We start from the raw sequence: 20,971 nt of genomic DNA, 5'->3' as shown, positions 1-20,971 counted from the left end.
CCCGTGCAACAGATCGACCTTTCCTACGCGATCCGGCCGCGCCGCCATGGACCGCGGCAGATCCGCAATCCGCTGATGCAGATCCTGCAGGCGGTGCGCGAGCATGGCTCCATATCGGGCGCGTCGCGCGCGCTGGGGCTATCGTACCGCCATGTGTGGGGCGAACTCCGCACGTGGGAGCAGACGCTGGGCCGGCCGCTGGTGCAGGGCGAACAGGGCCAGCGTGCGCAGCTCTCCGAATTCGGCGACAAGCTGCTGTGGGCCGAGCGCCAGGCGCAGGCCCGGCTCGCGCCGCAGATCGAGGCGCTGCATGCCGAACTCGAGCGCGCCTTCGCGCTCGCCTTCGACGACCGCACCCATGTGCTGAGCCTGCAGGCGAGCCACGACGACGCGCTCGCGCTGCTGCGCACCCATGCGGCGGGCACGGCGCAGTTGCAGCTCGATATCCATTTCACCGGCAGCGTGGACGCGATCCGCGCGCTCAACCAGGGCCGCTGCGTGATGGCGGGCTTCCACACGCTGGAGAACCCGCCGCGCGGCTCGCTGGCGCAGCGCACCTACCAGCCGCTGCTCAAGCCGGGCCAGCACAAGCTGATCGGCTTTGCGCGGCGCACGCAGGGGCTGCTCGTGGCGCCGGGCAATCCGCTGCGCCTGCGCTCGCTGGCCGACGCGGCACGCCTGCGCGCGCGCTACGTGAACCGCGCCATCGGCACCGGCACGCGCGTGCTGCTCGACGACCTGCTCGCGCAGGCCGGGCTCGACGGCACCGCGCTCGCGGGCTACCACGAGCGCTGCGAGACCTCGCATGCGGCGGTGGCGCATGCCGTGGCATCGGGCCAGGCCGACGTGGGCCTCGGGCTCGCATCGGCGGCCGATGCCGAAGGCCTGGGCTTCGTGCCGCTGGTGCACGAGCGCTACCACCTCGCCTGCCTCAAGTCGGCGCTCGACCAGCCCGCCGTGCAGGCGCTGGTGCAGGTGCTGCGCAGCGCCGGGTGGCAGCACCTGCTGGGCACGCTGCCCGGCTACGAGACCGCAGGCAGCGGCGAAGTGCAGTCGCTGCGCGCGCTGCTGCCCTGGTGGACCTTTCAACGTGAGAAGGAGCACGGAGCGCATTGACCGACCAAAGCAGCAGCAACACCCTCTACAGCGACATCCCCGCGCGGCTCGACCGCCTGCCTTGGTCGCGCTGGCACTGGCGCGTGGTGATCGCGCTCGGCGTCGCCTGGATTCTCGACGGGCTCGAGGTGACGCTGGTCGGATCGATCGGCGCGGTGCTCGAACGGCCCGACACGCTCGGCCTGAGCGCCACCGAGATCGGCCTGTCGGGCTCGGTCTACATCGCGGGCGCGGTGATCGGCGCGCTGCTGTTCGGCCGCCTCACCGACCGGCTCGGGCGCAAGAAGCTGTTCCTCGTCACGCTGGTGGTCTACACGCTGGGCACCTTCGCCACCGCGTTCTCGCCCGACTTCGCGTTCTTCGCGGTCTGCCGCTTCGTCACCGGCCTGGGCATCGGCGGCGAATACGCGGCCATCAACTCGGCGGTGGACGAACTCATCCCCGCGCGCGTGCGCGGCCGCGTGAACCTCGCGATCAACGGCAGCTTCTGGGTCGGCGCCGGACTGGGCGCCGGGCTCAGCCTGGTGCTGCTCGATCCGCAGGTGATTGGGCCGGTCTGGGGCTGGCGCGTGGGCTTCGGGCTCGGCGCGGTGCTGGCGGTGGCGATCTTGCTGGTGCGGCGCGACGTACCCGAAAGCCCGCGCTGGCTGGTGGCGCACGGCCGCGCCGACGAGGCGCTCGCGATCGTCGAGCGCATCGAGGCCGAGGTGCGCGTGCAGCATGGGCCGCTGCCGGCCCCCTCGACGAGCCGCGTGGCCTACGGCGGCGAGCGCCGCAGCCCCACCCTGCGCGAAGTGGCGCAGGTGCTGTTGCACCGCTACCGCGCGCGCAGCGTGGTCGCGATGGCGCTGATGGTGTCGCAGGCCTTCTTCTACAACGCGATTTTCTTCACCTACGCGCTCGTGCTCACGCGCTTCTACGGCGTGGCCGAGGAAAACGTGGCGCTCTACATCTTTCCGTTCGCGCTCGGCAACGTGCTGGGTCCGCTGCTGCTCGGGCCGCTGTTCGACAGCGTGGGGCGGCGCAGGATGATCGCGCTGACCTACGTGCTGGCCGGCATCGGCCTCGCGCTCACGGGCTGGGCCTTCATGATGGGCTGGCTCGACGCGCGCAGCCAGGCGCTGTGCTGGTCGGCGGTGTTCTTCCTGGCCTCGGCCGCCGCGAGCTCCGCCTACCTGACGGTCAGCGAGGTCTTCCCGCTCGAGATGCGCGCCATGGCGATCGCGATCTTCTATGCCATCGGCACCGGCGCGGGCGGCTTCGTGGCGCCGCTGCTGTTCGGCATGCTCATCGAGACCGGCAGCCGCGGCGCGGTGACGGTCGGCTACGCGATCGGTGCCGTGCTGGTCATCGTGGCGGGGCTGCTGGCGCTGCGCTATGCGGCCGACGCCGAACGCAGGCCGCTCGAGGAAGTGGCGCCGCCGATGTCGACAGGCCCGCACGGCCGTTGACCTGTTCGGGGGTGGCGGGTCACAGGCTACAAGTCCGGAAGCCGAAGAACCCGTCGTCGCGTTCGGGCATCGCGAAACTGCGCCGCCGCAGCGACCGCAGCCGCGCGCGCCTCGCGAACGAGGCGCCGCGCAGCACGCGCGCGCGGCCGAAGGCGGGCACGGGGTCGAACTCGCTGCCCGCACTCCAGGGATCGGCGCGAAAGCCTGGCCACGGCCGCAACGTGCCCGCCGTCCATTCGTGCACATCGGCCCAGCGGAAGCCGCGCCGCGCGGCAGTGTGGGCCGCGATCTCCCATTCGACCTCGGTCGCGATGCGCCGGCCGGCCCAGCGCGCCCAGGCATCAGCCTCCCACCAGCTCAGGTGCACCGCGCTTTGATGGCCCGCGGCGCGCACCGTGGCGCCAAAGCGGTGTTGCAGCACCGAGCCGCCGCCGGTGCCGATGCGTGCCGCGCCGATCTGCTCGACGTGGCGCGGACTGCGGCGCCCCTCGGCCTGCTGCCCGAGCCAGCGCCAGCCTTCGGGATGCCAGAGCGCCTCGCGGTCGTAGCCGCCCTCGTCGACGAACTCGATGTACTGGCTCCAGGTCACGGGCTGCGCGTCGATCTCGAATTCGGGCACCTCGAGGCGTTGCAGGCCGGTCTCCTGTGCAAAGGTGAAGCCGCCGCCCTCGCCCGCGCCGAGCGCCCATGGCGTGGCGGGCAGCAGCAGCGGCTCGCGCACCACAGCGGCTGGCGGCTGGCCGATGCCGAGCGGCAGCCCCAGCGTTTGCGCCATCACGATGAACTGCTCGCCGCGCAGGTCTTCGTGGAACAGCGCCAGGCGATAGAAGTAGAGCCCCGGATCGGTCTCGGCCGCATGCTCGAGCAGTTCGAGCGTGCTCTCCAGGGTCTCGAGCAGGTAGGCCCGGGTGTGCGCCAGGTCGGGCAGGTCCGACGACCCGCGCTGCGCCGGGTTCCACCATTCGTCGGCCTGCGGGTCGATGGCGGCGAGTCGGGTCGGGCGCACCGGGCAGTCGGCGCCGAAGGCACGCTGGGTGTTGCGGCCGATCCACCATTCGGCAAACCAGCCGATGTGCCCGGCGAGCCAGAGCGGCGGCACCACGTCCGGCTCGCCCGCGGGCACCGGCAGCCTGGCCGAGCCCAGCGCCTGTTCGTAGAGCGACAGCAGGTGGAGCGTGTGGTTGCGCGCGTCGATCAGCGCCAGTGAGAGCAGGTCGCGCCCGGCCCGATGCATCTCGGGCGAATCGATGCCGGCGGGCACGGAGATCGCCGGATCGAATGCGGAGCGCGGTGCCTGGGCCATGGCCCGCATTATCGGCACCGTCCCGCGGGTAGCCCCTGAAGGTATTCCCCTGGGTAGTTCATTAGAATTCAGCCCGCCCTCCCGCACCCGACCCATCGGCGCACAACGCCGGTGCGTCGGGTGCATTCGTATCGGGGGCTTCCAATACAAAGATGGAGATGTGATGCAAGGCTTGCTCAAGCTGTCCCGGGCCATTGACTGGCTCAATGCCCAAGTGGGCAAATACGCCATCTGGCTCATCCTGGCGGCCACCGTGATCAGCGCACTCAATGCGGTGGTCCGGAAGGTCTTCAACATGAGTTCGAACGCGTTCCTCGAAGTGCAGTGGTACCTCTTCGCCTGGTCGTTCCTGGTTGCGGCGGGCTTCACGCTGCTGCACCGCGAGCATGTGCGCATCGACGTGGTCAACAGCCGCCTGTCCAAACGCAAGCAGGTGTGGATCGACATCATCGGCTTCGCCTTCTTTCTCACGCCGCTGTGCCTCACGGTGCTGTACCTGTCGACGCCGGTGGTGCTCCAGATGTACCAGTCGGGCGAGACCTCGGGCAATTCGGGCGGCCTGATCCGCTGGCCCGTGTGGGCGGCGCTGCCGGTGGGCTTCATGCTGCTGATGCTGCAGGGCTGGTCCGAGCTCATCAAGCGCATCGCATTCCTGCGCGGCGAGGGGCCCGACCCGATGGGCCGCCTGACCGACAAGACGGCCGAGGCCGAACTCATCGAAGCCCTGCGCCTGCAGGCCGAGGTCGAGGCCGCCAAGGCCGCCGCCGAGCCCAAGCCACAGCACTGACCCCGCCAGAACCACATCATGGAATTCATTGCTGCCAACTTCGCCCCGATCATGTTCGCGGGGCTGATCTGTTTCCTGCTGCTCGGCTTTCCGGTGGCTTTCAGCCTCGGCGCCTGCGGCCTTTTCTTCGGTCTCGTGGGCATCGAACTGGGCGTGTTCCAGTCTTCGGTGATGGCATGGCTGCCGCAGCGGCTCATCGGCATCATGGCCAACGACACGCTGCTGGCCGTGCCCTTCTTCACGCTCATGGGGCTCATCCTCGAGCGAAGCGGCATGGCCGAGGACCTGCTCGACACCGTCGGCCAGGTCTTCGGCCCCATGCGCGGCGGCCTGGCGCTCGCGGTGATCTTCGTCGGCGCCCTGCTGGCGGCGACCACCGGCGTAGTGGCCGCCTCGGTCATCTCGATGGGCCTGATCTCGCTGCCGATCATGCTGCGCTACGGCTACGACCGGCGCCTCGCGAGCGGCGCGATCGCCGCCTCGGGTACGCTGGCGCAGATCATCCCGCCCTCGCTGGTGCTGATCATCATGGCCGACCAGCTCGGCCGCAGCGTGGGCGACATGTACAAGGGCGCGTTCCTGCCCGGCTTCATGCTGATGGGCCTGTACGTGCTGTACGTCGTGCTCCTCGCGATCTTCAAGCCGTCGCAGGTGCCTGCGCTGCCGCCCGAGGCGCGCACCTACCGTGAGCCCAACGGCAGCGGCGGCTACATCTCGCTGGTGGGGCTCACGGCGCTGTCGGCCGTGGTGGCGGTCTGGCTGGCGCGCAACATGGAAGCGGTGCACACCTGGATCCAAGGCCGTGAAGTCACCTTCGTGGCCACCGACGAGAAGGTGGTGGTGGCGCTGTGCGGCGGCGTGTTCCTCGCACTGGTGATCGCCCTGGCCAACAAGGCGCTCAAGCTCAACCTGCTGTCGCGACTGGCGGAGCGCGTGACCTTCGTGCTGATCCCGCCGCTGCTGCTGATCTTCCTGGTGCTGGGCACCATCTTCCTGGGCGTTGCCACGCCGACCGAAGGCGGCGCAATGGGCGCCATGGGCGCGCTGATCATGGCCTGGGTGCGCCGCCGGCTGAGCTTCTCGCTGCTCAAGCAGGCGCTGGCCGCGACCACCAAGCTGTCGAGCTTCGTGATGTTCATCCTGATCGGCGCGACGGTGTTCAGCCTGGTGTTCCAGGCCGCCGACGGCCCGATCTGGGTCGAGCACCTGCTCTCCTCGCTGCCGGGCGGCGCCGTGGGCTTCCTGATCGTGGTGAACATCCTGGTGTTCTTCCTGGCGTTCTTCCTCGACTACTTCGAACTGTCGTTCATCGTGGTGCCGCTCCTGGCGCCGGTGGCCGACAAGCTTGGTATCGACCTGATCTGGTTCGGCGTGCTGCTCGCGGTCAACATGCAGACCTCGTTCATGCATCCGCCGTTCGGCTTCGCACTGTTCTTCCTGCGCTCGGTGGCGCCCGAAAAGCAGTACGTCGACCGCGTGACCCAGAAGGTCATGGAGCCGGTCACCACGATGCAGATCTACAGGGGCGCGATTCCCTTCCTGCTGATCCAGCTGACGATGGTGGGCATCCTGATCGCGTTCCCGCAGATCGTGACGGGCAGCCTCGAGAAGGCGCCGAACGTCAATCTCGAGGACATCGGCCGCCAGATGCGTGAAAGCCTCACACCCGAAGGCGGCGGACTCGCGCCCGAGCCCTATGGCTCCGAAGTGCCGACCTTCGGCAGCAGCCCTGCGCCGGAAGAACCGCCGCCGTCGGCTGAACCCGCCGAACCGGCGGAGAGCGCGGAGAGCGCGGAGAGCGCGGAGAGTGATCCGCTGAAGGCCATGGAAGACGCGCTCAAGCAGCAGGAGGGCAAGAAGCCCTGACCTGCCGCCAGGCACTGACGGCAAAAAGGCCGGCCACTCTTGCGAGTGGCCGGCCTTCTTTTTTGTCGTGCGCCCGACGATTGCTCGCCGGTGCGTTCGGTCAGATCTTGACCGAGTTCATGTACTGGTTGAACGGGTACTCCGAGAAGCGGTTCCACAGGATCTGGTCGCGCTGGAAGGCGCGCATGTCCTGGTGGATCTTCTTGAACTCGGGCGACTTGCCCTCGTGCAGGGCGAACACTTCCATCGAAGCCTTGAAGCCGGCGTCCATCACTGCCTTCGGGAAGGCCTTGAGCTGGGTCTTGTCGGCCACGAGCTTCTTCAGCGCGATGGGGTTGTACGCGTCGTACTTGGCGAGCATGTCGCGCGCGGCAACCTTGGTGGCCGCGTTGAGGATCGCCTTGTTCTCGTCGGACAGCTTGGCGAATGCCTTGTTGTTGATGAAGAACTCGAGGTCGGCGCCGCCTTCCCACCAGCCGGGGTAGTAGTAGTACGGCGCAACCTTGTTGAAGCCGAGCTTCTGGTCGTCGTGCGGACCGACGAACTCGGCCGCGTCCAGCGTGCCCTTCTCGAGCGCCTGGTACACGTCGCCGGCCGGCATGTTCTGCGAGATCACGCCCAGCTTGGCCATCGCCTCGCCGAACACGCCGCCGCCCATGCGCATCTTCAGGCCCTTGAGGTCCGCGACGGTCTTGATCTCCTTGCGGTACCAGCCGCCCATCTGCGTGCCGGTGCTGCCGGCGCTGGCGGTGTGGAAGTTGTAGTTGGCGAAGAAGGCATCGAGCAGCTTGCGGCCGTTGCCGTATTCCTTCCAGGCGTCGTTCTGGCGTGCGGTGAGGCCGAAGGGCACGGCGCAGCTGAACGCAAAGATCGGGTCCTTGCCGGTGAAGTAGTAGGCGGCGCTCTGCGCCATCTCGAGCGTGTCGCCCTGCAGGGCATCGACCACGCCGAACGCGGGCATCAGTTCGCCGGCGGGGTGCGCCGAGATCTCGAACTTGCCGCCCGACATGGCCTTGACCGTCTTCGACAGCATTTCGGCGCTGCCGAAGATGGTGTCGAGCGAGCGGGGAAAGCTCGATGCGAGGCGCCAGCGGACGGCGGCCTGCGCGTGAACCGCGGGCGCAATGCCGGCAGCCAGAACGCCGGCGATGCCTGCGTTTTTGATGAGAGAACGACGATCCATTGATTTCACTCCGGGTGCTTCAGAAAAAACGAAACGCGGCTTGTGACCGCGTTGGGGACTTTTGTGAGTCTTCGCGATTGTAAAAACCCGCTTACACCCGGCTCGCCGGGGTTTACCCTGCGACCGCGCCGAAGCGCTGGGCGATGGCGGCCTCGATGCCGGCCGCGTCGAGCCCGATCGACGCCAGCAGCCCGGCCGGGTCGCCATGCTCGATGAAGCGGTCGGGCAAGCCCAATTGCAGCACCGGCTTCTGCACGCCCGCAGCCTGCAGCGCCTCGAGCACCGCGCTGCCCGCGCCGCCCATGACCGCGCCCTCCTCGAGCGTGACGATGGCCTCGTGCGTGCGGGCGGCCTCGAGCAACAGCTCGACGTCGAGCGGCTTGGCCCAGCGCATGTTGAGCACCGTGGCGTCGAGCGATTCGGCGGCGGTGAGCGCCGGATAGAGCAGCGTGCCGAACGCGAGGATCGCAATGCGCCGTCCCTGGCGGCGCACCTCGCCCTTGCCGAAGGGCAGCGCGTCCAGCGCAAGGTGCGGCACCACACCGGCGCCCGCGCCGCGCGGATAGCGCACCGCCACCGGATGGTTCTGCTCGTAGGCGCTCGTGAGCAGTTGCCGGCATTCGCGCTCGTCGGCCGGGCAGGCGATGCTCATGTTCGGAATGCAGCGCAGGAACGGGATGTCGTAGGCGCCCGCATGGGTGGCACCGTCGGCGCCCACGAGGCCCGCGCGGTCGAGCGCGAACACCACGGGCAGGTTCTGGATCGCCACGTCGTGGATCAGCTGGTCGTAGGCGCGCTGCAGGAAGGTCGAATAGATGGCGACCACCGGCTTCAGGCCCTCGCACGCGAGGCCGGCCGCGAAGGTGACCGCATGCTGCTCGGCAATGCCCACGTCGTAGTAGCGGTCGGGGAAGCGCTGCTCGAATTCGACCAGCCCCGAGCCCTCGCGCATCGCGGGCGTGATGCCCACGAGCCGTCCGTCGTGCGCCGCCATGTCGCAGAGCCACTGGCCGAAGACCTGGGTGAAGGTCTGCTTGGCCGGCGCGGCGGACTTGACCAGGCCGACCTGCGGATCGAACTTGCCGGGCCCGTGGTAGGCCACCGGATCGGCCTCGGCCAGCTTGTACCCCTGCCCCTTCTTGGTGACCACGTGCAGGAACTGCGGGCCGTCGAGGTGCTTGAGGTTCTCGAGCGTAGGCACCAGCGAGTCGAGGTCGTGGCCGTCGATCGGTCCGACGTAGTTGAAGCCGAACTGCTCGAACAGCGTGGCCGGTACCACCATGCCCTTGGCATGCTGCTCGAAGCGCTTGGCCAGCTCGAACAGCGGCGGCGCGGCGCGCAGCACGCTCTTGCCGACGTTCTTGGCCGCGGCGTAGAAGTTGCCGCTCATCAGTTGCGCGAGATAGCGGTTGAGCGCGCCCACGGGCGGGCTGATCGACATGTCGTTGTCGTTCAGGATCACGAGCAGCTTGCAGTCGCACACGCCCGCGTTGTTGAGCGCCTCGAAGGCCATGCCGGCGGTGAGTGCGCCGTCGCCGATGATCGCGACCGTGTGGCGGTCTTCGCCCTTCTGCTTGGCCGCCATCGCCATGCCGAGTGCGGCCGAGATGCTGGTCGACGAGTGCGCGGTGCCGAAGGTGTCGTATTCGCTCTCGGTGCGCTGCGGAAAGCCCGAGATGCCGCCGATCTGTCGCAGCGTGGGCATGCGATCGCGCCGGCCGGTCAGGATCTTGTGCGGATAGGTCTGGTGGCCCACGTCCCACACCAGCCGGTCGTGCGGTGTCTCGAACACATGGTGCAGCGCGACCGTGAGCTCGACCGTCCCGAGGTTGGAGCTCAGGTGGCCGCCGGTGCGCGAGACGTTGTCGAGCACGCAGGCCCGCACCTCGTCCGCCAGCTGCTTGAGCTGGGCCCGGTCGTACTGCCGGATCGGCGCCGGGTCGTGGAGCGTGGAAAGCAGCGGTGCCATGGGTTCGTCGTGGGTCTTCTTGTCCATCGGTGGTCAGTTCATCGGTCGCGGTCGACGACCATGTGGGCCAGCGCGCGCAGCGCGGCCGTGTCGGCGAGGCCGCTGCGTTCGAGCGCGGCGAGCGCCTGGGCGAGCAACTGGGCCGCCTGCGCGCGCGCGCCCTCGAGGCCCCAGAGCGAGACGTAGGTGGGCTTGTCCGCGGCCGCATCCTTGCCGGCCGTCTTGCCGAGGGTCTGCGAGTCGGCCGTCACGTCGAGGATGTCGTCGACCACCTGGAACGCCAGGCCGATCGCGGCTCCGTATTCGCGCAGCGCTGCGACGGCGCCGGGCGGCATCGTACCGGCCGCGCAGGCCGCGCCCATCTCGACGCTGCCTTGCAACAACGCGCCGGTCTTCAGGCGGTGCATCTCGCGCAGTTGGGCTTCGTCGAGCGCCATGCCGACACTGGCAAGGTCGATGGCTTGGCCGCCCGCCATGCCCTGGCTGCCTGCGGCGCGCGCGAGCAGCCGGCACAGGGTGGCCTGCATCGGCGTAGGCACCTCGTCGCCTTCGGGCGTCAGCAGCTCGAAGGCCAGCGCCTGCAGCGCGTCGCCGGCCAGCAGCGCATCGGCTTCGCCGAACTTCACGTGGACCGTGGGCTTGCCGCGGCGCAGCACGTCGTTGTCCATGCAGGGCAGGTCGTCGTGCACCAGCGAATACGCATGAATGAGTTCCGCCGCGCAGGCCGCACGCAGCGCCGCGGCGGGATTGCCGTCGACCGCCTCGCTCGCCGCCAGCACCAGCAGGGGCCGCAGGCGCTTGCCACCGTCGAGCACTGCATAGCGCATGGCATCGCCGAGCAGCACGGGCGCATCGACACCGACCCAGGCCGACAGCGCCGATTCGACGCGTGCGAGGTGCGGTTCGCTCCAGCGCGCGAGGCGCGCCGAGTCCCAGTGCCCGGCCAGACGTTCAGCGCTCATTCGGCGGCCCACGGCTTCAGCGCGCCGGCATCGAGCACCTTGATCTGGTCTTCGACCGCCTGGAGCTTCTCGCGGCAGAAGGCGAGCAGGGCGGCGCCACGCTGGTAGCTGCCCAGCAGCTGGTCGAGCGGCAACTGGCCCGACTCGAGCTCTGCAACCAGCTTCTCCAACTCCTGGAGCCCGGCTTCGTAGCTGGCCGGCAGCGGACCTGTGTCGGGCGAGGCTTCCGGGCTGGACGAAGCGGAGGGAGTGACCTTGGGCATGCGAGGGAATGTGAATGAAACATGGCATTTTAGGACGGGGAACCAGCGGGCTGCCGCCGGGCCTCGACCTTGGGCCGGCGCGATGACGCCCCCTTGGGTACAATGCCCGATTCCCCCGCCGGCAGCGCCGGCACAACTCTCGGGCCGTCGCATTGCCGCACGGCGCCCTTCCGTCTTTCTCTTTTCTCCCTGTGGGGAGCTTGGTCAGGTCCTCCATGTCTGATTTAAGTCTTCAACTGCAGCAGGCCGCGAGCCAACTTCCAGTTTCCGCGTACTTCGACGACTCGCTCTACGCGCGCGAGATGCAGACGCTCTTCGCCCAAGGCCCGCGCTACGTGGGTCACCGGCTGGCCGTGCCCGAACCGGGCAACTTCCACACCTTGCCGCAGGAGCACCAGGGCCGCGCGCTCGTGCACACGCCCAAGGGCGTGGAGCTCATCTCCAACGTGTGCCGCCATCGGCAGGCGCTGATCCTGCAGGGCCGCGGCCAACTCGACAGCCAGGCGGGCGGCAACATCGTGTGTCCGCTGCACCGGTGGACCTACGCGGCGAGCGACCCGCGCACCACGGGCACGCTGATCGGCGCGCCCCACTTCGACCAGGACCCCTGCCTGAACCTGCACAACTACCCGCTCACCGAGTGGAACGGGCTGCTGTTCGAGGCCAACGGGCGCGACGTGGTGGCCGACCTCGCCACGCTGGGGCCGCGCGCCGAACTCGACTTCGAGGGCTATGCGCTCGACCACGTCGAGCTGCACGAGTGCAACTACAACTGGAAGACCTTCATCGAGGTCTACCTCGAGGACTACCACGTGGGCCCCTTTCACCCGGGCCTGGGCAGCTTCGTGACCTGCGACGACCTGCGCTGGGAATTCAACAAGAATTTCTCCGTGCAGACCGTGGGCGTGGCCAACCGGCTCGGCCGCGCCGGCAGCCCCGTCTACCAGCGCTGGCAGGAGCAGTTGCTCAAGTACCGCGAAGGCAAGCCGCCGAAGTTCGGCGCCATCTGGCTCACCTACTACCCGCACGTCATGATCGAGTGGTATCCGCACGTGCTGACCGTCTCCACGCTGCACCCGGTGGGGCCGCAGAAGACGCTCAACATGGTCGAGTTCTTCTACCCCGAGGAAATCGTCGCCTTCGAGCGCGAATTCGTCGAGGCCCAACGCGCTGCGTACATGGAAACCTGCGTCGAGGACGACGAGATCGCCGAGCGCATGGACGCCGGGCGCCGCGCGCTGATGCTGCGCGGCGAGAACGAGACCGGCCCTTACCAGAGCCCGATGGAAGACGGCATGCAGCAGTTCCACGAGTGGTATCGGCAGACGATGCATGCCGCCTGAGGCGATGACCGCTGCGCCGGCGGGCGGGGGCGGCTGATGCAAGCACTGTGGATGGTGCTGGGCGCCTTTCTTTTCGCAACCATGAGCGTGGTCGTCAAGATTGCATCGGCCTGGTTCAACAGCGGCGAGATGGTGCTCGGGCGCGGGCTGATCGGCATCGTGTTCCTGTGGCTGCTGGCGCGCAGCCGCGGCGTGTCGATGGCCACGCGCTACCCCGGCATGCACGCCTGGCGCAGCATCATTGGCGTGGTGTCGCTCGGCGCGTGGTTCTACGCCATCGCCCACATGCCGCTCGCCACGGCCGTCACGCTCAACTACATGAGCAGTGTCTGGGTCGCGGCCTTCCTGGTCGGCGGCACGCTGCTCGCCTGGGTGCCGGTGCGCGGGCGCGACGGCCGCGTCGAGCGCCCGCCGCTGCAGGGCACGCTCGCGGCCACGGTGCTCGCGGGCTTCGTCGGCGTGGTGCTGATGCTCAAGCCCACGGTGGACGACAGCAACGGCTTCGCGGGCATGCTGGGCCTGCTGTCGGGCCTGACGGCCGCCTTCGCCTACATGCAGGTGGTGGCGCTGTCGCGCATCGGCGAACCCGAGCTGCGTACCGTCTTCTATTTTGCGGTGGGCTCGGCCGTGGCCGGCGCATTCGCGACCGGCGCCACCGGGTTTTCGGGCAACGGCGCATGGACGTGGCAGCATGCGCTCTGGCTGCTGCCCATCGGCCTCCTGGCCGCCCTCGGCCAGCTCTGCATGACACGCGCCTATGCCACTGCCAAGACGCAGGCCGGCACCCTCGTGGTCGCCAACCTGCAGTATTCCGGCATCGTCTTTGCGGCGTTCTACGGCGTGGTGCTGTTCGACGACCGCATCGACGCCACCGGGTGGGCCGGCATGGCGCTCATCATCGCGAGCGGCATCGCGGCCACCGTGCTGCGTCAGCGCGCCGTGCCCAAGGCGCCCGCCGAGGAACACTGACACGCCGGCGCATCAAACCGATCAACGCGACAGCGAAGGAACTTGCCATGTACACCACCCTCGTCAGCGTCGAACAACTCCGCGCGCTTCAAGCGGGCGACACGCCCTTGATGGTCTTCGACTGCACCTTCGACCTCATGGCGCCCGAAGCCGGCGCAAAGCAATATGCGGCGGCCCACATCCCGGGCGCAGTGCATGCCGACCTCGACGACAACCTGAGCGCGCCGCACGGCAGGCCCGGCGCGCACGGTGAGGTGGTGGTTGCACAAGAAGACGGCGTGCCGGCCTCGGGCGGGCGCCATCCGCTGCCGAGCCGCGAGAAATTCGCGCAGTGGCTGTCGAGCGTGGGCTTTTCCAACGACATGCAGGCCGTGGTGTACGACCGCAACGGCGCCAACTACTGCGGCCGGCTCTGGTGGATGCTCAAGTGGATGGGCCACGATGCCGTGGCCGTGCTCGACGGCGGCCTGCAGGCGTGGCAGGCCGCAGGCGGCGAAGTGACCGACCGCGAGGAGCCGGCGCGCTTCCAGTCGAACTTCGTCGCCAGCGAGCCGCTCGCTCGGCTCGTGACCACCGACGACGTGGTCCGCCGGCTCGGCCAGCCCGGCCAGAACTTGATCGATGCGCGTGCCGCCGCACGCTATCGCGGCGAGGTGGAACCTCTGGACCCGATCGCGGGTCACATCCCCGGGGCCCTGAACCGGCCCTTCGCCGAGAACCTCGGCCCCGACGGCAAGTTCAAGCCGGCATCGCAGCTGCGTGCCGAGTTCGAGGCGCTGCTCGCGGGACGCGATCCGGCGACGGTCGTGCACCAATGCGGCAGTGGCGTGAGCGCCGTGCCCAACCTGCTGGCGATGCAGATCGCGGGGCTGGGAACGACCGCGCTCTATGCCGGCAGCTGGAGCGAATGGAGCAACACCCCGGGGCTGCCGACCCGGCAAGGCGCAGAACCATGAAACGCATTCGACTCCGACGCACGTCGTCCGGCTTCGCCCTCGCAATGGCAGCAGCATTGGCTGCCGCCTGCGTTCTTCCTGCACAGGCCCAGCACCAGCATGCGCATGTGCATGGCCAGCTCACGCTCGACGTGGCCGTCGACGGCCCCACAGTGGTGATCGCCATGGAATCCCCGCTCGACAACCTCGTGGGCTTCGAGCGCGCGCCCCGCACCGACGCCGAGAAAAAAACCGCCGAGGACGCCGTGGCCCAGTTGCGCGCGGCCGACAAGCTCTTCGCCATCGATCCCGCCGCCAACTGCAAGCTCGGCCCGGTCGAACTGCGCTCCAGCGCGCTGGGCCTGGGCCAGCCGGACCCCGCCGAGGCCGCGGGCCATGCCGACCTGGACGCCACCTTCTCCTTCAACTGCACCAGCGCAGCCGCGGCCAAATTCATCGACGTGAACCTCTTCTCCGCCTTCAAGGGCATGCGGCAGATCGACGTGCAGGTCGCCACGGCCCAGGGACAGTTCAAGCGCCAGCTCAAGCGCCCGGGCGGCGCCAAGGCGGCCCAGCCGGTTCGCCTCGGCTGGGGCCAATGAGGCCGTGAGCACCCTCGCCGCGGGCCAAGCGAAGCCGCTGCGCGTGGTGCTTGCCGCCGAAGGCCTGCGCTTTGCATGGCCCGGCGCGACGCGGCCCTGCATCGACATCGAAGCCTTCCGCATCACCGCCGGCGAATCCGTCTTCCTGCACGGGCCGAGCGGCTGTGGCAAGAGCACGCTGCTGTCGCTGCTGGCCGGCGTGCTGGTGGCGGACGAAGGCCGCGTGAGCCTGCTGGGCCACGACTGGTCGAAGCTTTCGGGCGCGGCGCGCGACCGCTGCCGCGTGGCGCATGTGGGCTACATCTTCCAGCAGTTCAACCTGCTGCCGTACCTGAGCGTGGTCGACAACGTGCTGCTGCCCTGCCGATTCTCCGAGCGGCGCAGCAACCAGGCGGCGCAGCACGGCGGCAGCGCGCGCGCCGAGGCCGAGCGCCTGCTCGGCGACATGGGCCTCGAGCGCAGCCTCTGGCAGCGCCCGGCCATGCAGCTCTCGGTGGGCCAGCAGCAGCGCGTAGCCGCGGCACGCGCGCTCATCGGCCAGCCCGAGGTGGTGATCGCCGACGAACCCACCTCGGCGCTCGACGAGGACCGGCGCGAAGCCTTTCTCGACGTGCTGCTGACCGCCTGCGCACTGAAGCAGAGCGCGCTCGTCTTCGTGAGCCACGACCAGCGCATCGCCCAGCGCTTTGCGCGCCACGTGCTGCTGCCCGAGATCAACCGCGCGGCGGCGGGCGCGTCGGAAATGATATGAGCGCCCTCTTCTCGATCGCCTGGCGCAGCGCCTGGAACCGCCGCTTCACGCTCGCGCTCACCGTGTTCTCGATCGCGCTGTCGACCTTCTTGCTGCTCGGGGTCGAGCGCATCCGCACCGAGCTGCGCCAGAACTTCGCCGCGTCGGTCTCGGGCACCGACCTGATCGTCGGCGCGCGCACGGGCTCCACGCAGCTGCTGCTGTATTCGGTATTCCGCATCGGCTCGGCCACCAACAACATTGCGTGGAAGAGCGTGCAGGCGCTCGCCGCGCACCCGGGCGTCGACTGGGCGGTGCCGCTGTCGCTCGGCGATTCGCACCGCGGCTTTGCCGTGCTTGCCACCTCGCCCGAGTACTTCATGCGGTTCCGCTACGGCAACCGGCAGCCGCTCGTGCTGCGCGAAGGCAAGCCATTCGACGCGCTGTTCGACGCGGTGGTCGGCGCCGAAGTGGCCGACCGGCTCGGCTATCACGTGGGCCAGAAGATCACGCTCGCCCATGGCGGTGGCGAACTCAACACCGCCGAGCATGCCGACAAGCCCTTCACCGTGGTGGGCGTGCTCGCGCGGACCGGCACGCCGGTCGACCGCACGGTGCACATCGGCCTCGAGGCTATGGAGGCGATCCACCTCGAGTGGGTGGGCGGCGCACCGATGCCGGGCGTGAAGATCCCGGCCGAGCAGGTGCGCAAGTTCGACCTCACGCCGAAGAACGTGACGGCCGCGCTCGTGGGCCTGAAGAACCGCGCCGCGGTGTTCGGCGTGCAGCGCTGGATCTCGACCTACAACGGCGAGCCGCTCATGGCGATCCTGCCCGGCGTGGCCCTCGACGAACTGTGGAGCGTGATCGGCGTGGGCGAGAACGCGCTGCTCCTGATGTCGGCGCTGGTGGCGCTCGTCAGCCTCGCGGGGCTGGTGTCGGTGGTGCTGGCGGGGCTCAACGAACGGCGGCGCGAGCTCGCGGTGCTGCGCGCCGTCGGCGCCGGCGGGCGCCATGTGCTGGCGCTGCTCGCGCTCGAAGGCGCCATGGTCACCGTGCTCGGCGTGGCCTTCGGCGTGGCGATGGCGGTGCTCGGCATTGCCCTGCTGGCGCCATGGCTGCAGTCGCAGTTCGGGCTGACACTGAGCCTTTCGGAACCTACACTGAACGAATGGCTGCTGCTGGCGAGCCTGCTGGCCGCAGGCTGGCTGGCAAGCCTGCTGCCCGGAATCCGCGCGTACAGGCTGTCGCTGGCGGACGGGCTTTCTCCGAGGATCTAGAAACATGAACACCCCCCGACTTCGCGGCTTCCGTTCCTGCGCCGCCCTGGCGCTGGCCAGTTCGCTGCTCACGGCTGCGGCCTGGGCCGCCGAACCCGCGCCCAAAGACACCACCGCCACGAACCCGCTCGGCGGCAAGGGGGGTGCGCCGGCGGCCGCAGCCAAGGCTGCCGCCGGGCAGCCACGCCAGATCAGCTGGGAAGAACTGGTGCCGAAGGACTGGGATCCCGCCAAGGAGTTCAAGGGCATCGACCTGAGCGCGCTCGAGGACGGCGATCCGCGCGCGAACGAGCTGCTCATGAAGATGCAGGAAGTGTCGAACAACGCGCCCACCAACCCGGCGATGAACGGCGTCGACGTCAAGATCCCAGGCTTCATCGTGCCGCTCGAAGAGGTCAAGGGCGAAGTCACCGAGTTCCTGCTCGTGCCCTACTTCGGCGCCTGCATCCACACCCCGCCGCCGCCCGCGAACCAGATCCTGCACGTGGTGACGCCCAAGGGCGCCAAGTTCCGCGCGATGGACACCGTGTGGGTCACGGGCAAGCTGCAAACCAAGCGCAACGATTCGATGATGGGCGTGAGCGGCTACCACGTGAGCGCCACGAGCGTCACCAAGTACACGGGCGGCGCGAAGTAAGGCGGCTCAGGCCTTTCGGCCTCGGGCGGCGCCCTTCGGCGCCAGCGCCGGCGCCTCGCGCGCCGACTTCATGTGCCCGCTTTCACCCGTGGTCATGCCCACGATCTTCGCGAGCTGGCGGCTCACGCTCTTGTACGCATGGCCGATGCGGCTGTCGAAGTACAACGAGTCGCCGCGCGCGAGGCGCACCACCTCGCCGTTCTCGAAATGCACCTCGATCTCGCCTGAGAGCACATAGGCAAACTCTTCGCCCGCATGTCGCACGAAGTCTTCGGGGCCATGGATGCGGCGCGCATGCACGGTGCCGACGATCGGGCTCATCTGCTTGCCGGCCGCGGTGGTGCCGAGGAACTCGTAGGCGATCGAAAGCCCCCGGTACACCACGCCCTTGCCCGCGCGCGTGACCACCGGGCCGTCGAGCTGCGCGGGCTTGATGCCGGCCCCGGCGAACATGGCGTTCATGTCCATCTCGAGCGCGCGCCCCAGCGCGGTGAAGTTCTCGTAGCCGAGTGCGAGCTGACCGCGCTCGGCGCGCGAGATGGTGGTGATCGACACGCCCGATCGCTCGGCCAGCTGCGCCAGCGTCCAGCCGAAACGCTTGCGCGCACTGCGCAGCCGGTGACCGAAAGTGGTGCGGTCCAGTGTGGGCGGCTCGTCCTTCGGCTTGGTCCCCGCTCTGGTCACTGTGTGTGGATTCACGCTTGGCTTTCTCTTGTGATGCATGGCGATTCTGCCAGTGGGCAGCACGCCATCCATGGCAACCCGGATGACGCAGGCGCGGAAGTTGCGTATCCGCAAATTGCATTCACGCAAATTTCACCGATGCGGTGCGTCATGGTTTCCCCTTGGTGCGTTGCAAATAATTTGCGTATCCGCAAAATCCTGCCTACACTTTTCGCCAATGACTTCCAGCACACCCGCGCCCGTTGTGGCAGCCGACTACCTCGTGATTGGCGGCGGCATTGCCGGGGCCTCGGTGGCCCATTGGCTCGCGCCGCACGCGCGCGTGATCGTTCTCGAACGCGAGGCCCAGCCGGGCTACCACGCCACCGGCCGCTCGGCCGCGCTGTTCATGGAAAGCTACGGCACGCCGCAGGTGCGGGCCCTCACCATGGCGAGCCGCGCGTTCCTGCAGAACCCGCCCGAGGGCTTTGCCGAACATCCGCTGCTCACGCCGCGCGGCGCCATGATGGTGGGCAGCGCCGCGCAGTCCGCCGTGCTCGATGCGCACTGGAACGTGCTGCGCGCCATGGACCGCGAGGCGATGCGCCTCAGCGGCGCCGAGGCCATCGCCATGGTGCCGGCGCTGCGCCCCGACCAGGTCGACGGAGCCGTCTACGAGCCCGATGCCGCCGACATGGACGTGCACGCCATCCACCAGGGCTACCTGCGCGGCATGCGCCAGGCCGGCGGCAAGCTGGTGTGCGACGCCGGCGTCACGGCCATCGAGCGCATCGGCGAACGCTGGCGCGTGACGGCCGGCGGCGTTGCCTACGAAGCGCCGGTGCTGCTCAATGCCGCTGGCGCCTGGGTCGACGCCATCGCGCAGCTGGCCGGCGTGCGGCCCATCGGCATCGAGCCGCGCCGTCGCTCGGCCTTCATCTTCGCGCCGCCCGAGGGCGAGAACGTCGCGCACTGGCCCATGGTCTTCAGCGCCGACGAGGGCTGGTACATCAAGCCCGATGCCGGCATGCTGCTCGGCTCGCCGGCCAATGCCGATCCGGTCGACCCGCAGGACGTGCAGCCCGAGGAGCTCGACATCGCCATCGCGATCCACCGCATCGAAGAAGCCACCACGCTCGCCATCCGCCGGCCCACGCGCACCTGGGCCGGCCTGCGCTCCTTCGTGGCCGACGGCGACCTCGTCGGCGGCTTCGAGCCCGGCGCGCCGGGCTTCTTCTGGGTCGCGGCGCAAGGCGGCTACGGCATCCAGACCTCGGCGGCGATGGGCGAGGCCTGCGCGGCCCTGGCCCGCGGGCTGCCGCTGCCCGAGCGCATCGCGTCCTTCGGGCTCACGGCCGCCATGCTCGGCCCCGAGCGGCTGCGAAGCGCGTCGCCCGCCTGACAAGAACAACCACCCCCTCGAACGAAAGAACATCCCATGCGTGTCTTCAGCGCCTCGCTCGCCACCGAGACCAACACCTTCGGCCCGATGCCGACCGGCCTTGCCTCCTTCAAGGACCGCGGCTATTTCGCGGCCGGCAAGCACCCCGATGCGATGACGCTGTTCTCGGGCCCGCTGTGGGCCGCGCGCATGCGCGGCGCCGACAAGGGCTGGACACTGTTCGAGGGCATGGTGGCCGGCGCGCAGCCCAGCGGCACCACCACGCGCCACGCCTACGAGACGCTGCGCGACGAGCTGCTGGCCGACCTGCGCGCGGTGCTGCCCGTCGACATGGTGCTGCTCGGCCTGCATGGCGCGATGGTGGCCGACGGCTACGACGACTGCGAAGGCGACCTGCTGGCACGCGTGCGGCAGATCGCCGGGCCCGGCGCGGTGATCGGTGCCGAGCTCGATCCGCACAACCATCTCACGCCCGAGATGATCGCGAACGCCGACCTGATGATCTCGTTCAAGGAATACCCGCACACCGACGTGCTCGAGCGCGGGCTCGAGCTGGTGGACCTCTGCGCCGCAATGGTCGAGGGCAAGGTCAGGCCGGTGGCGGCGGTGGTCGACTGCGACATGATCGTGACGGTGCACACCTCGCGCGAGCCGGCGCGCGGTTTCGTCGAACGCATGCAGTCGCTCGAGGGAAAGGACGGCGTGCTGTCGATCTCGCTCACGCACGGCTTCTCGTGGGGCGACGTGCCCGAGATGGGCACCAAGGTGCTGGTCTACACCGACGGCGACCAGGCCAAGGCCGATGCGCTCGCGCGCCAGCTCGCCGACGAAGTCATCGCGATGCGCGACGGCCTCACCTTGAACTACCCCGGCATCGATGCCTCGCTCGACGAGGCGCTGGCATTCGACGGCGGTCCTGTGGTGCTCGCCGATGGCGCCGACAACCCCGGCGGCGGCGCCGCCAGCGACGCGACCTTCATCCTGCGCCGCATGGTCGAACGCGGCATCGCCAATGCGGCGCTCGGCCCGATGTGGGATCCGATCGCGGTGCGCATCGCCTTCGATGCGGGCGTGGGCGCCCGGCTGGCCATGCGCCTCGGCGGCAAGATCAGTCCGCTCTCGGGCGACCCGATCGATCTCGAATGCACGGTGAAGGCGCTGCGGCACGACCTGGTGATGACGGGGCTTGCCGGCACGCCCACGCTGATGGGCGACAGCGCCCTCGTCGAAGCCAACGGCATCGAGATCGTGCTGATCACGCTGCGCAACCAGGCCATGGGCACCGACCTGTTCACCCAGCTGGGCTGCGACCTCGCGGCCAAGAAGATCATCGTCGTGAAGTCGTCGCAACACTTCTACGCGTCGTATTCGAAGGTCGCGAAGCACGTGATCTACGCCGGCGCGCCGGGCGCGGTCACGCTCGATCTCAACACCCTGCCCTACCGCAAGGCGCGGCTGCCCAAGTGGCCGATCGGCGTCGCCGCTTGAGTTTTCCTTTCTTCTTTTGCCC

The 20,971-nt window shown here is 69.0% G+C and carries 19 protein-coding genes; 13 read left to right on the top strand and 6 right to left on the bottom strand.

All coding sequences use genetic code 11. The features are described from left to right. The first annotated feature begins 3 nt into the window (after positions 1 to 3). Complete coding sequence (locus AC3A6J_RS09915) at positions 4 to 1,116, top strand: substrate-binding domain-containing protein (protein ID WP_487859758.1); 1,113 nt, start codon at positions 4 to 6, stop codon at positions 1,114 to 1,116. Beyond that, positions 1,113 to 2,567: an MFS transporter gene (locus AC3A6J_RS09910; RefSeq protein ID WP_487859757.1), complete on the top strand. Its 1,455-nt coding sequence runs from the start codon at positions 1,113 to 1,115 to the stop codon at positions 2,565 to 2,567. The genes AC3A6J_RS09915 and AC3A6J_RS09910 overlap by 4 nt, the downstream gene beginning before the upstream one ends. Positions 2,568 to 2,586: 19 nt before the next feature. Here the strand turns inward: AC3A6J_RS09910 and AC3A6J_RS09905 are convergent, their stop codons facing one another. Beyond that, a complete protein-coding gene (locus AC3A6J_RS09905; RefSeq protein WP_487859756.1) occupies positions 2,587 to 3,870 on the bottom strand; it encodes an SUMF1/EgtB/PvdO family nonheme iron enzyme in 1,284 nt (427 codons plus the stop codon). A 163-nt stretch (positions 3,871 to 4,033) separates the two neighbouring features. On the opposite strand from AC3A6J_RS09905, the gene AC3A6J_RS09900 reads away from it, so the two are divergent. Both AC3A6J_RS09900 and AC3A6J_RS09895 read left to right on the top strand, forming a co-directional pair. Continuing rightward, entirely contained in the window at positions 4,034 to 4,657 is a 624-nt protein-coding gene (locus AC3A6J_RS09900) for a TRAP transporter small permease subunit (RefSeq protein ID WP_487859755.1), read from the top strand. 18 nt (positions 4,658 to 4,675) lie between these two features. Beyond that, on the top strand, positions 4,676 to 6,523 hold the full coding sequence (locus AC3A6J_RS09895) for a TRAP transporter large permease (protein ID WP_487859754.1): 1,848 nt from the start codon (positions 4,676 to 4,678) through the stop codon (positions 6,521 to 6,523). 100 nt (positions 6,524 to 6,623) lie between these two features. Here the strand turns inward: AC3A6J_RS09895 and AC3A6J_RS09890 are convergent, their stop codons facing one another. The 4 genes from AC3A6J_RS09890 to AC3A6J_RS09875 all read right to left on the bottom strand — a co-directional run bounded on the left by AC3A6J_RS09890 (position 6,624) and on the right by AC3A6J_RS09875 (position 10,900). Further along, entirely contained in the window at positions 6,624 to 7,706 is a 1,083-nt protein-coding gene (locus AC3A6J_RS09890; protein ID WP_487859753.1) for a TRAP transporter substrate-binding protein, read from the bottom strand. A 112-nt stretch (positions 7,707 to 7,818) separates the two neighbouring features. Next, the gene (gene dxs / locus AC3A6J_RS09885; protein WP_487860049.1) at positions 7,819 to 9,675 is read right to left on the bottom strand and encodes a 1-deoxy-D-xylulose-5-phosphate synthase; all 1,857 of its coding nucleotides are present in this window, start codon (positions 9,673 to 9,675) and stop codon (positions 7,819 to 7,821) included. A gap of 38 nt (positions 9,676 to 9,713) precedes the next feature. Continuing rightward, positions 9,714 to 10,637 (bottom strand): polyprenyl synthetase family protein, encoded by a 924-nt coding sequence (locus AC3A6J_RS09880; protein ID WP_487859752.1) that lies wholly within the window; start codon positions 10,635 to 10,637, stop codon positions 9,714 to 9,716. Next, a complete protein-coding gene (locus tag AC3A6J_RS09875) occupies positions 10,634 to 10,900 on the bottom strand; it encodes an exodeoxyribonuclease VII small subunit (RefSeq protein ID WP_487859751.1) in 267 nt (88 codons plus the stop codon). The genes AC3A6J_RS09880 and AC3A6J_RS09875 overlap by 4 nt, the downstream gene beginning before the upstream one ends. A 215-nt stretch (positions 10,901 to 11,115) precedes the next feature. Between AC3A6J_RS09875 and AC3A6J_RS09870 the strand changes: the two genes are divergently transcribed. From AC3A6J_RS09870 to AC3A6J_RS09840, 7 genes are read left to right on the top strand one after another with little or no spacing between them, the layout of a single operon-like run. Next, the gene (locus AC3A6J_RS09870) at positions 11,116 to 12,243 is read left to right on the top strand and encodes an aromatic ring-hydroxylating oxygenase subunit alpha (RefSeq protein WP_487859750.1); all 1,128 of its coding nucleotides are present in this window, start codon (positions 11,116 to 11,118) and stop codon (positions 12,241 to 12,243) included. Positions 12,244 to 12,279: 36 nt separating this feature from the next. Next, positions 12,280 to 13,212: a DMT family transporter gene (locus AC3A6J_RS09865; protein ID WP_487859749.1), complete on the top strand. Its 933-nt coding sequence runs from the start codon at positions 12,280 to 12,282 to the stop codon at positions 13,210 to 13,212. Between the two features lie 47 nt (positions 13,213 to 13,259). Continuing rightward, positions 13,260 to 14,168, top strand: a complete 909-nt coding sequence (locus AC3A6J_RS09860) for a sulfurtransferase (protein WP_487859748.1) — start codon at positions 13,260 to 13,262, stop codon at positions 14,166 to 14,168. Beyond that, on the top strand, positions 14,165 to 14,749 hold the full coding sequence (locus AC3A6J_RS09855) for a DUF2796 domain-containing protein (RefSeq protein WP_487859747.1): 585 nt from the start codon (positions 14,165 to 14,167) through the stop codon (positions 14,747 to 14,749). Before AC3A6J_RS09860 ends, AC3A6J_RS09855 begins: the two co-directional genes overlap by 4 nt. A 4-nt stretch (positions 14,750 to 14,753) precedes the next feature. Continuing rightward, the gene (locus AC3A6J_RS09850; RefSeq protein ID WP_487859746.1) at positions 14,754 to 15,500 is read left to right on the top strand and encodes an ABC transporter ATP-binding protein; all 747 of its coding nucleotides are present in this window, start codon (positions 14,754 to 14,756) and stop codon (positions 15,498 to 15,500) included. Further along, positions 15,497 to 16,759, top strand: a complete 1,263-nt coding sequence (locus AC3A6J_RS09845) for an ABC transporter permease (RefSeq protein WP_487859745.1) — start codon at positions 15,497 to 15,499, stop codon at positions 16,757 to 16,759. The genes AC3A6J_RS09850 and AC3A6J_RS09845 overlap by 4 nt, the downstream gene beginning before the upstream one ends. 4 nt (positions 16,760 to 16,763) lie before the next feature. Continuing rightward, the gene (locus AC3A6J_RS09840) at positions 16,764 to 17,396 is read left to right on the top strand and encodes a DUF3299 domain-containing protein (RefSeq protein ID WP_487859744.1); all 633 of its coding nucleotides are present in this window, start codon (positions 16,764 to 16,766) and stop codon (positions 17,394 to 17,396) included. Positions 17,397 to 17,402: 6 nt separating this feature from the next. Here AC3A6J_RS09840 and AC3A6J_RS09835 read toward each other — a convergent pair whose 3' ends face one another. Beyond that, positions 17,403 to 18,095 carry a helix-turn-helix domain-containing protein gene (locus tag AC3A6J_RS09835; RefSeq protein WP_487859743.1) on the bottom strand — a complete coding sequence of 231 codons (693 nt, stop codon included), beginning with the start codon at positions 18,093 to 18,095 and terminating at the stop codon, positions 17,403 to 17,405. Between the two features lie 202 nt (positions 18,096 to 18,297). Between AC3A6J_RS09835 and AC3A6J_RS09830 the strand changes: the two genes are divergently transcribed. After that, positions 18,298 to 19,461, top strand: a complete 1,164-nt coding sequence (locus tag AC3A6J_RS09830; RefSeq protein ID WP_487859742.1) for an NAD(P)/FAD-dependent oxidoreductase — start codon at positions 18,298 to 18,300, stop codon at positions 19,459 to 19,461. A 36-nt stretch (positions 19,462 to 19,497) separates the two neighbouring features. After that, entirely contained in the window at positions 19,498 to 20,949 is a 1,452-nt protein-coding gene (locus AC3A6J_RS09825; protein ID WP_487859741.1) for a M81 family metallopeptidase, read from the top strand. Positions 20,950 to 20,971 lie beyond the last annotated feature (22 nt).

The sequence above is a fragment of the Variovorax sp. Soil_C_39 genome (assembly GCF_057656815.1).
The sequence above is the reverse complement of the archived record's forward strand: the minus strand, read 5'-3'. Positions and strand labels throughout refer to the sequence as shown.

Coding starts and splice junctions, on each gene's coding strand:
- AC3A6J_RS09825 (WP_487859741.1), top strand. CDS start 19,498: ATGCGTGTCTTCAGCGCCTCGCTCGCCACCGAGACCAACACCTTCGGC.
- AC3A6J_RS09895 (WP_487859754.1), top strand. CDS start 4,676: ATGGAATTCATTGCTGCCAACTTCGCCCCGATCATGTTCGCGGGGCTG.
- AC3A6J_RS09905 (WP_487859756.1), bottom strand. CDS start 3,870: ATGGCCCAGGCACCGCGCTCCGCATTCGATCCGGCGATCTCCGTGCCC.
- dxs (WP_487860049.1), bottom strand. CDS start 9,675: ATGGCACCGCTGCTTTCCACGCTCCACGACCCGGCGCCGATCCGGCAG.
- AC3A6J_RS09865 (WP_487859749.1), top strand. CDS start 12,280: ATGCAAGCACTGTGGATGGTGCTGGGCGCCTTTCTTTTCGCAACCATG.
- AC3A6J_RS09840 (WP_487859744.1), top strand. CDS start 16,764: ATGAACACCCCCCGACTTCGCGGCTTCCGTTCCTGCGCCGCCCTGGCG.
- AC3A6J_RS09900 (WP_487859755.1), top strand. CDS start 4,034: ATGCAAGGCTTGCTCAAGCTGTCCCGGGCCATTGACTGGCTCAATGCC.
- AC3A6J_RS09830 (WP_487859742.1), top strand. CDS start 18,298: ATGACTTCCAGCACACCCGCGCCCGTTGTGGCAGCCGACTACCTCGTG.
- AC3A6J_RS09880 (WP_487859752.1), bottom strand. CDS start 10,637: ATGAGCGCTGAACGTCTGGCCGGGCACTGGGACTCGGCGCGCCTCGCG.
- AC3A6J_RS09855 (WP_487859747.1), top strand. CDS start 14,165: ATGAAACGCATTCGACTCCGACGCACGTCGTCCGGCTTCGCCCTCGCA.
- AC3A6J_RS09870 (WP_487859750.1), top strand. CDS start 11,116: ATGTCTGATTTAAGTCTTCAACTGCAGCAGGCCGCGAGCCAACTTCCA.
- AC3A6J_RS09845 (WP_487859745.1), top strand. CDS start 15,497: ATGAGCGCCCTCTTCTCGATCGCCTGGCGCAGCGCCTGGAACCGCCGC.
- AC3A6J_RS09860 (WP_487859748.1), top strand. CDS start 13,260: ATGTACACCACCCTCGTCAGCGTCGAACAACTCCGCGCGCTTCAAGCG.
- AC3A6J_RS09875 (WP_487859751.1), bottom strand. CDS start 10,900: ATGCCCAAGGTCACTCCCTCCGCTTCGTCCAGCCCGGAAGCCTCGCCC.
- AC3A6J_RS09890 (WP_487859753.1), bottom strand. CDS start 7,706: ATGGATCGTCGTTCTCTCATCAAAAACGCAGGCATCGCCGGCGTTCTG.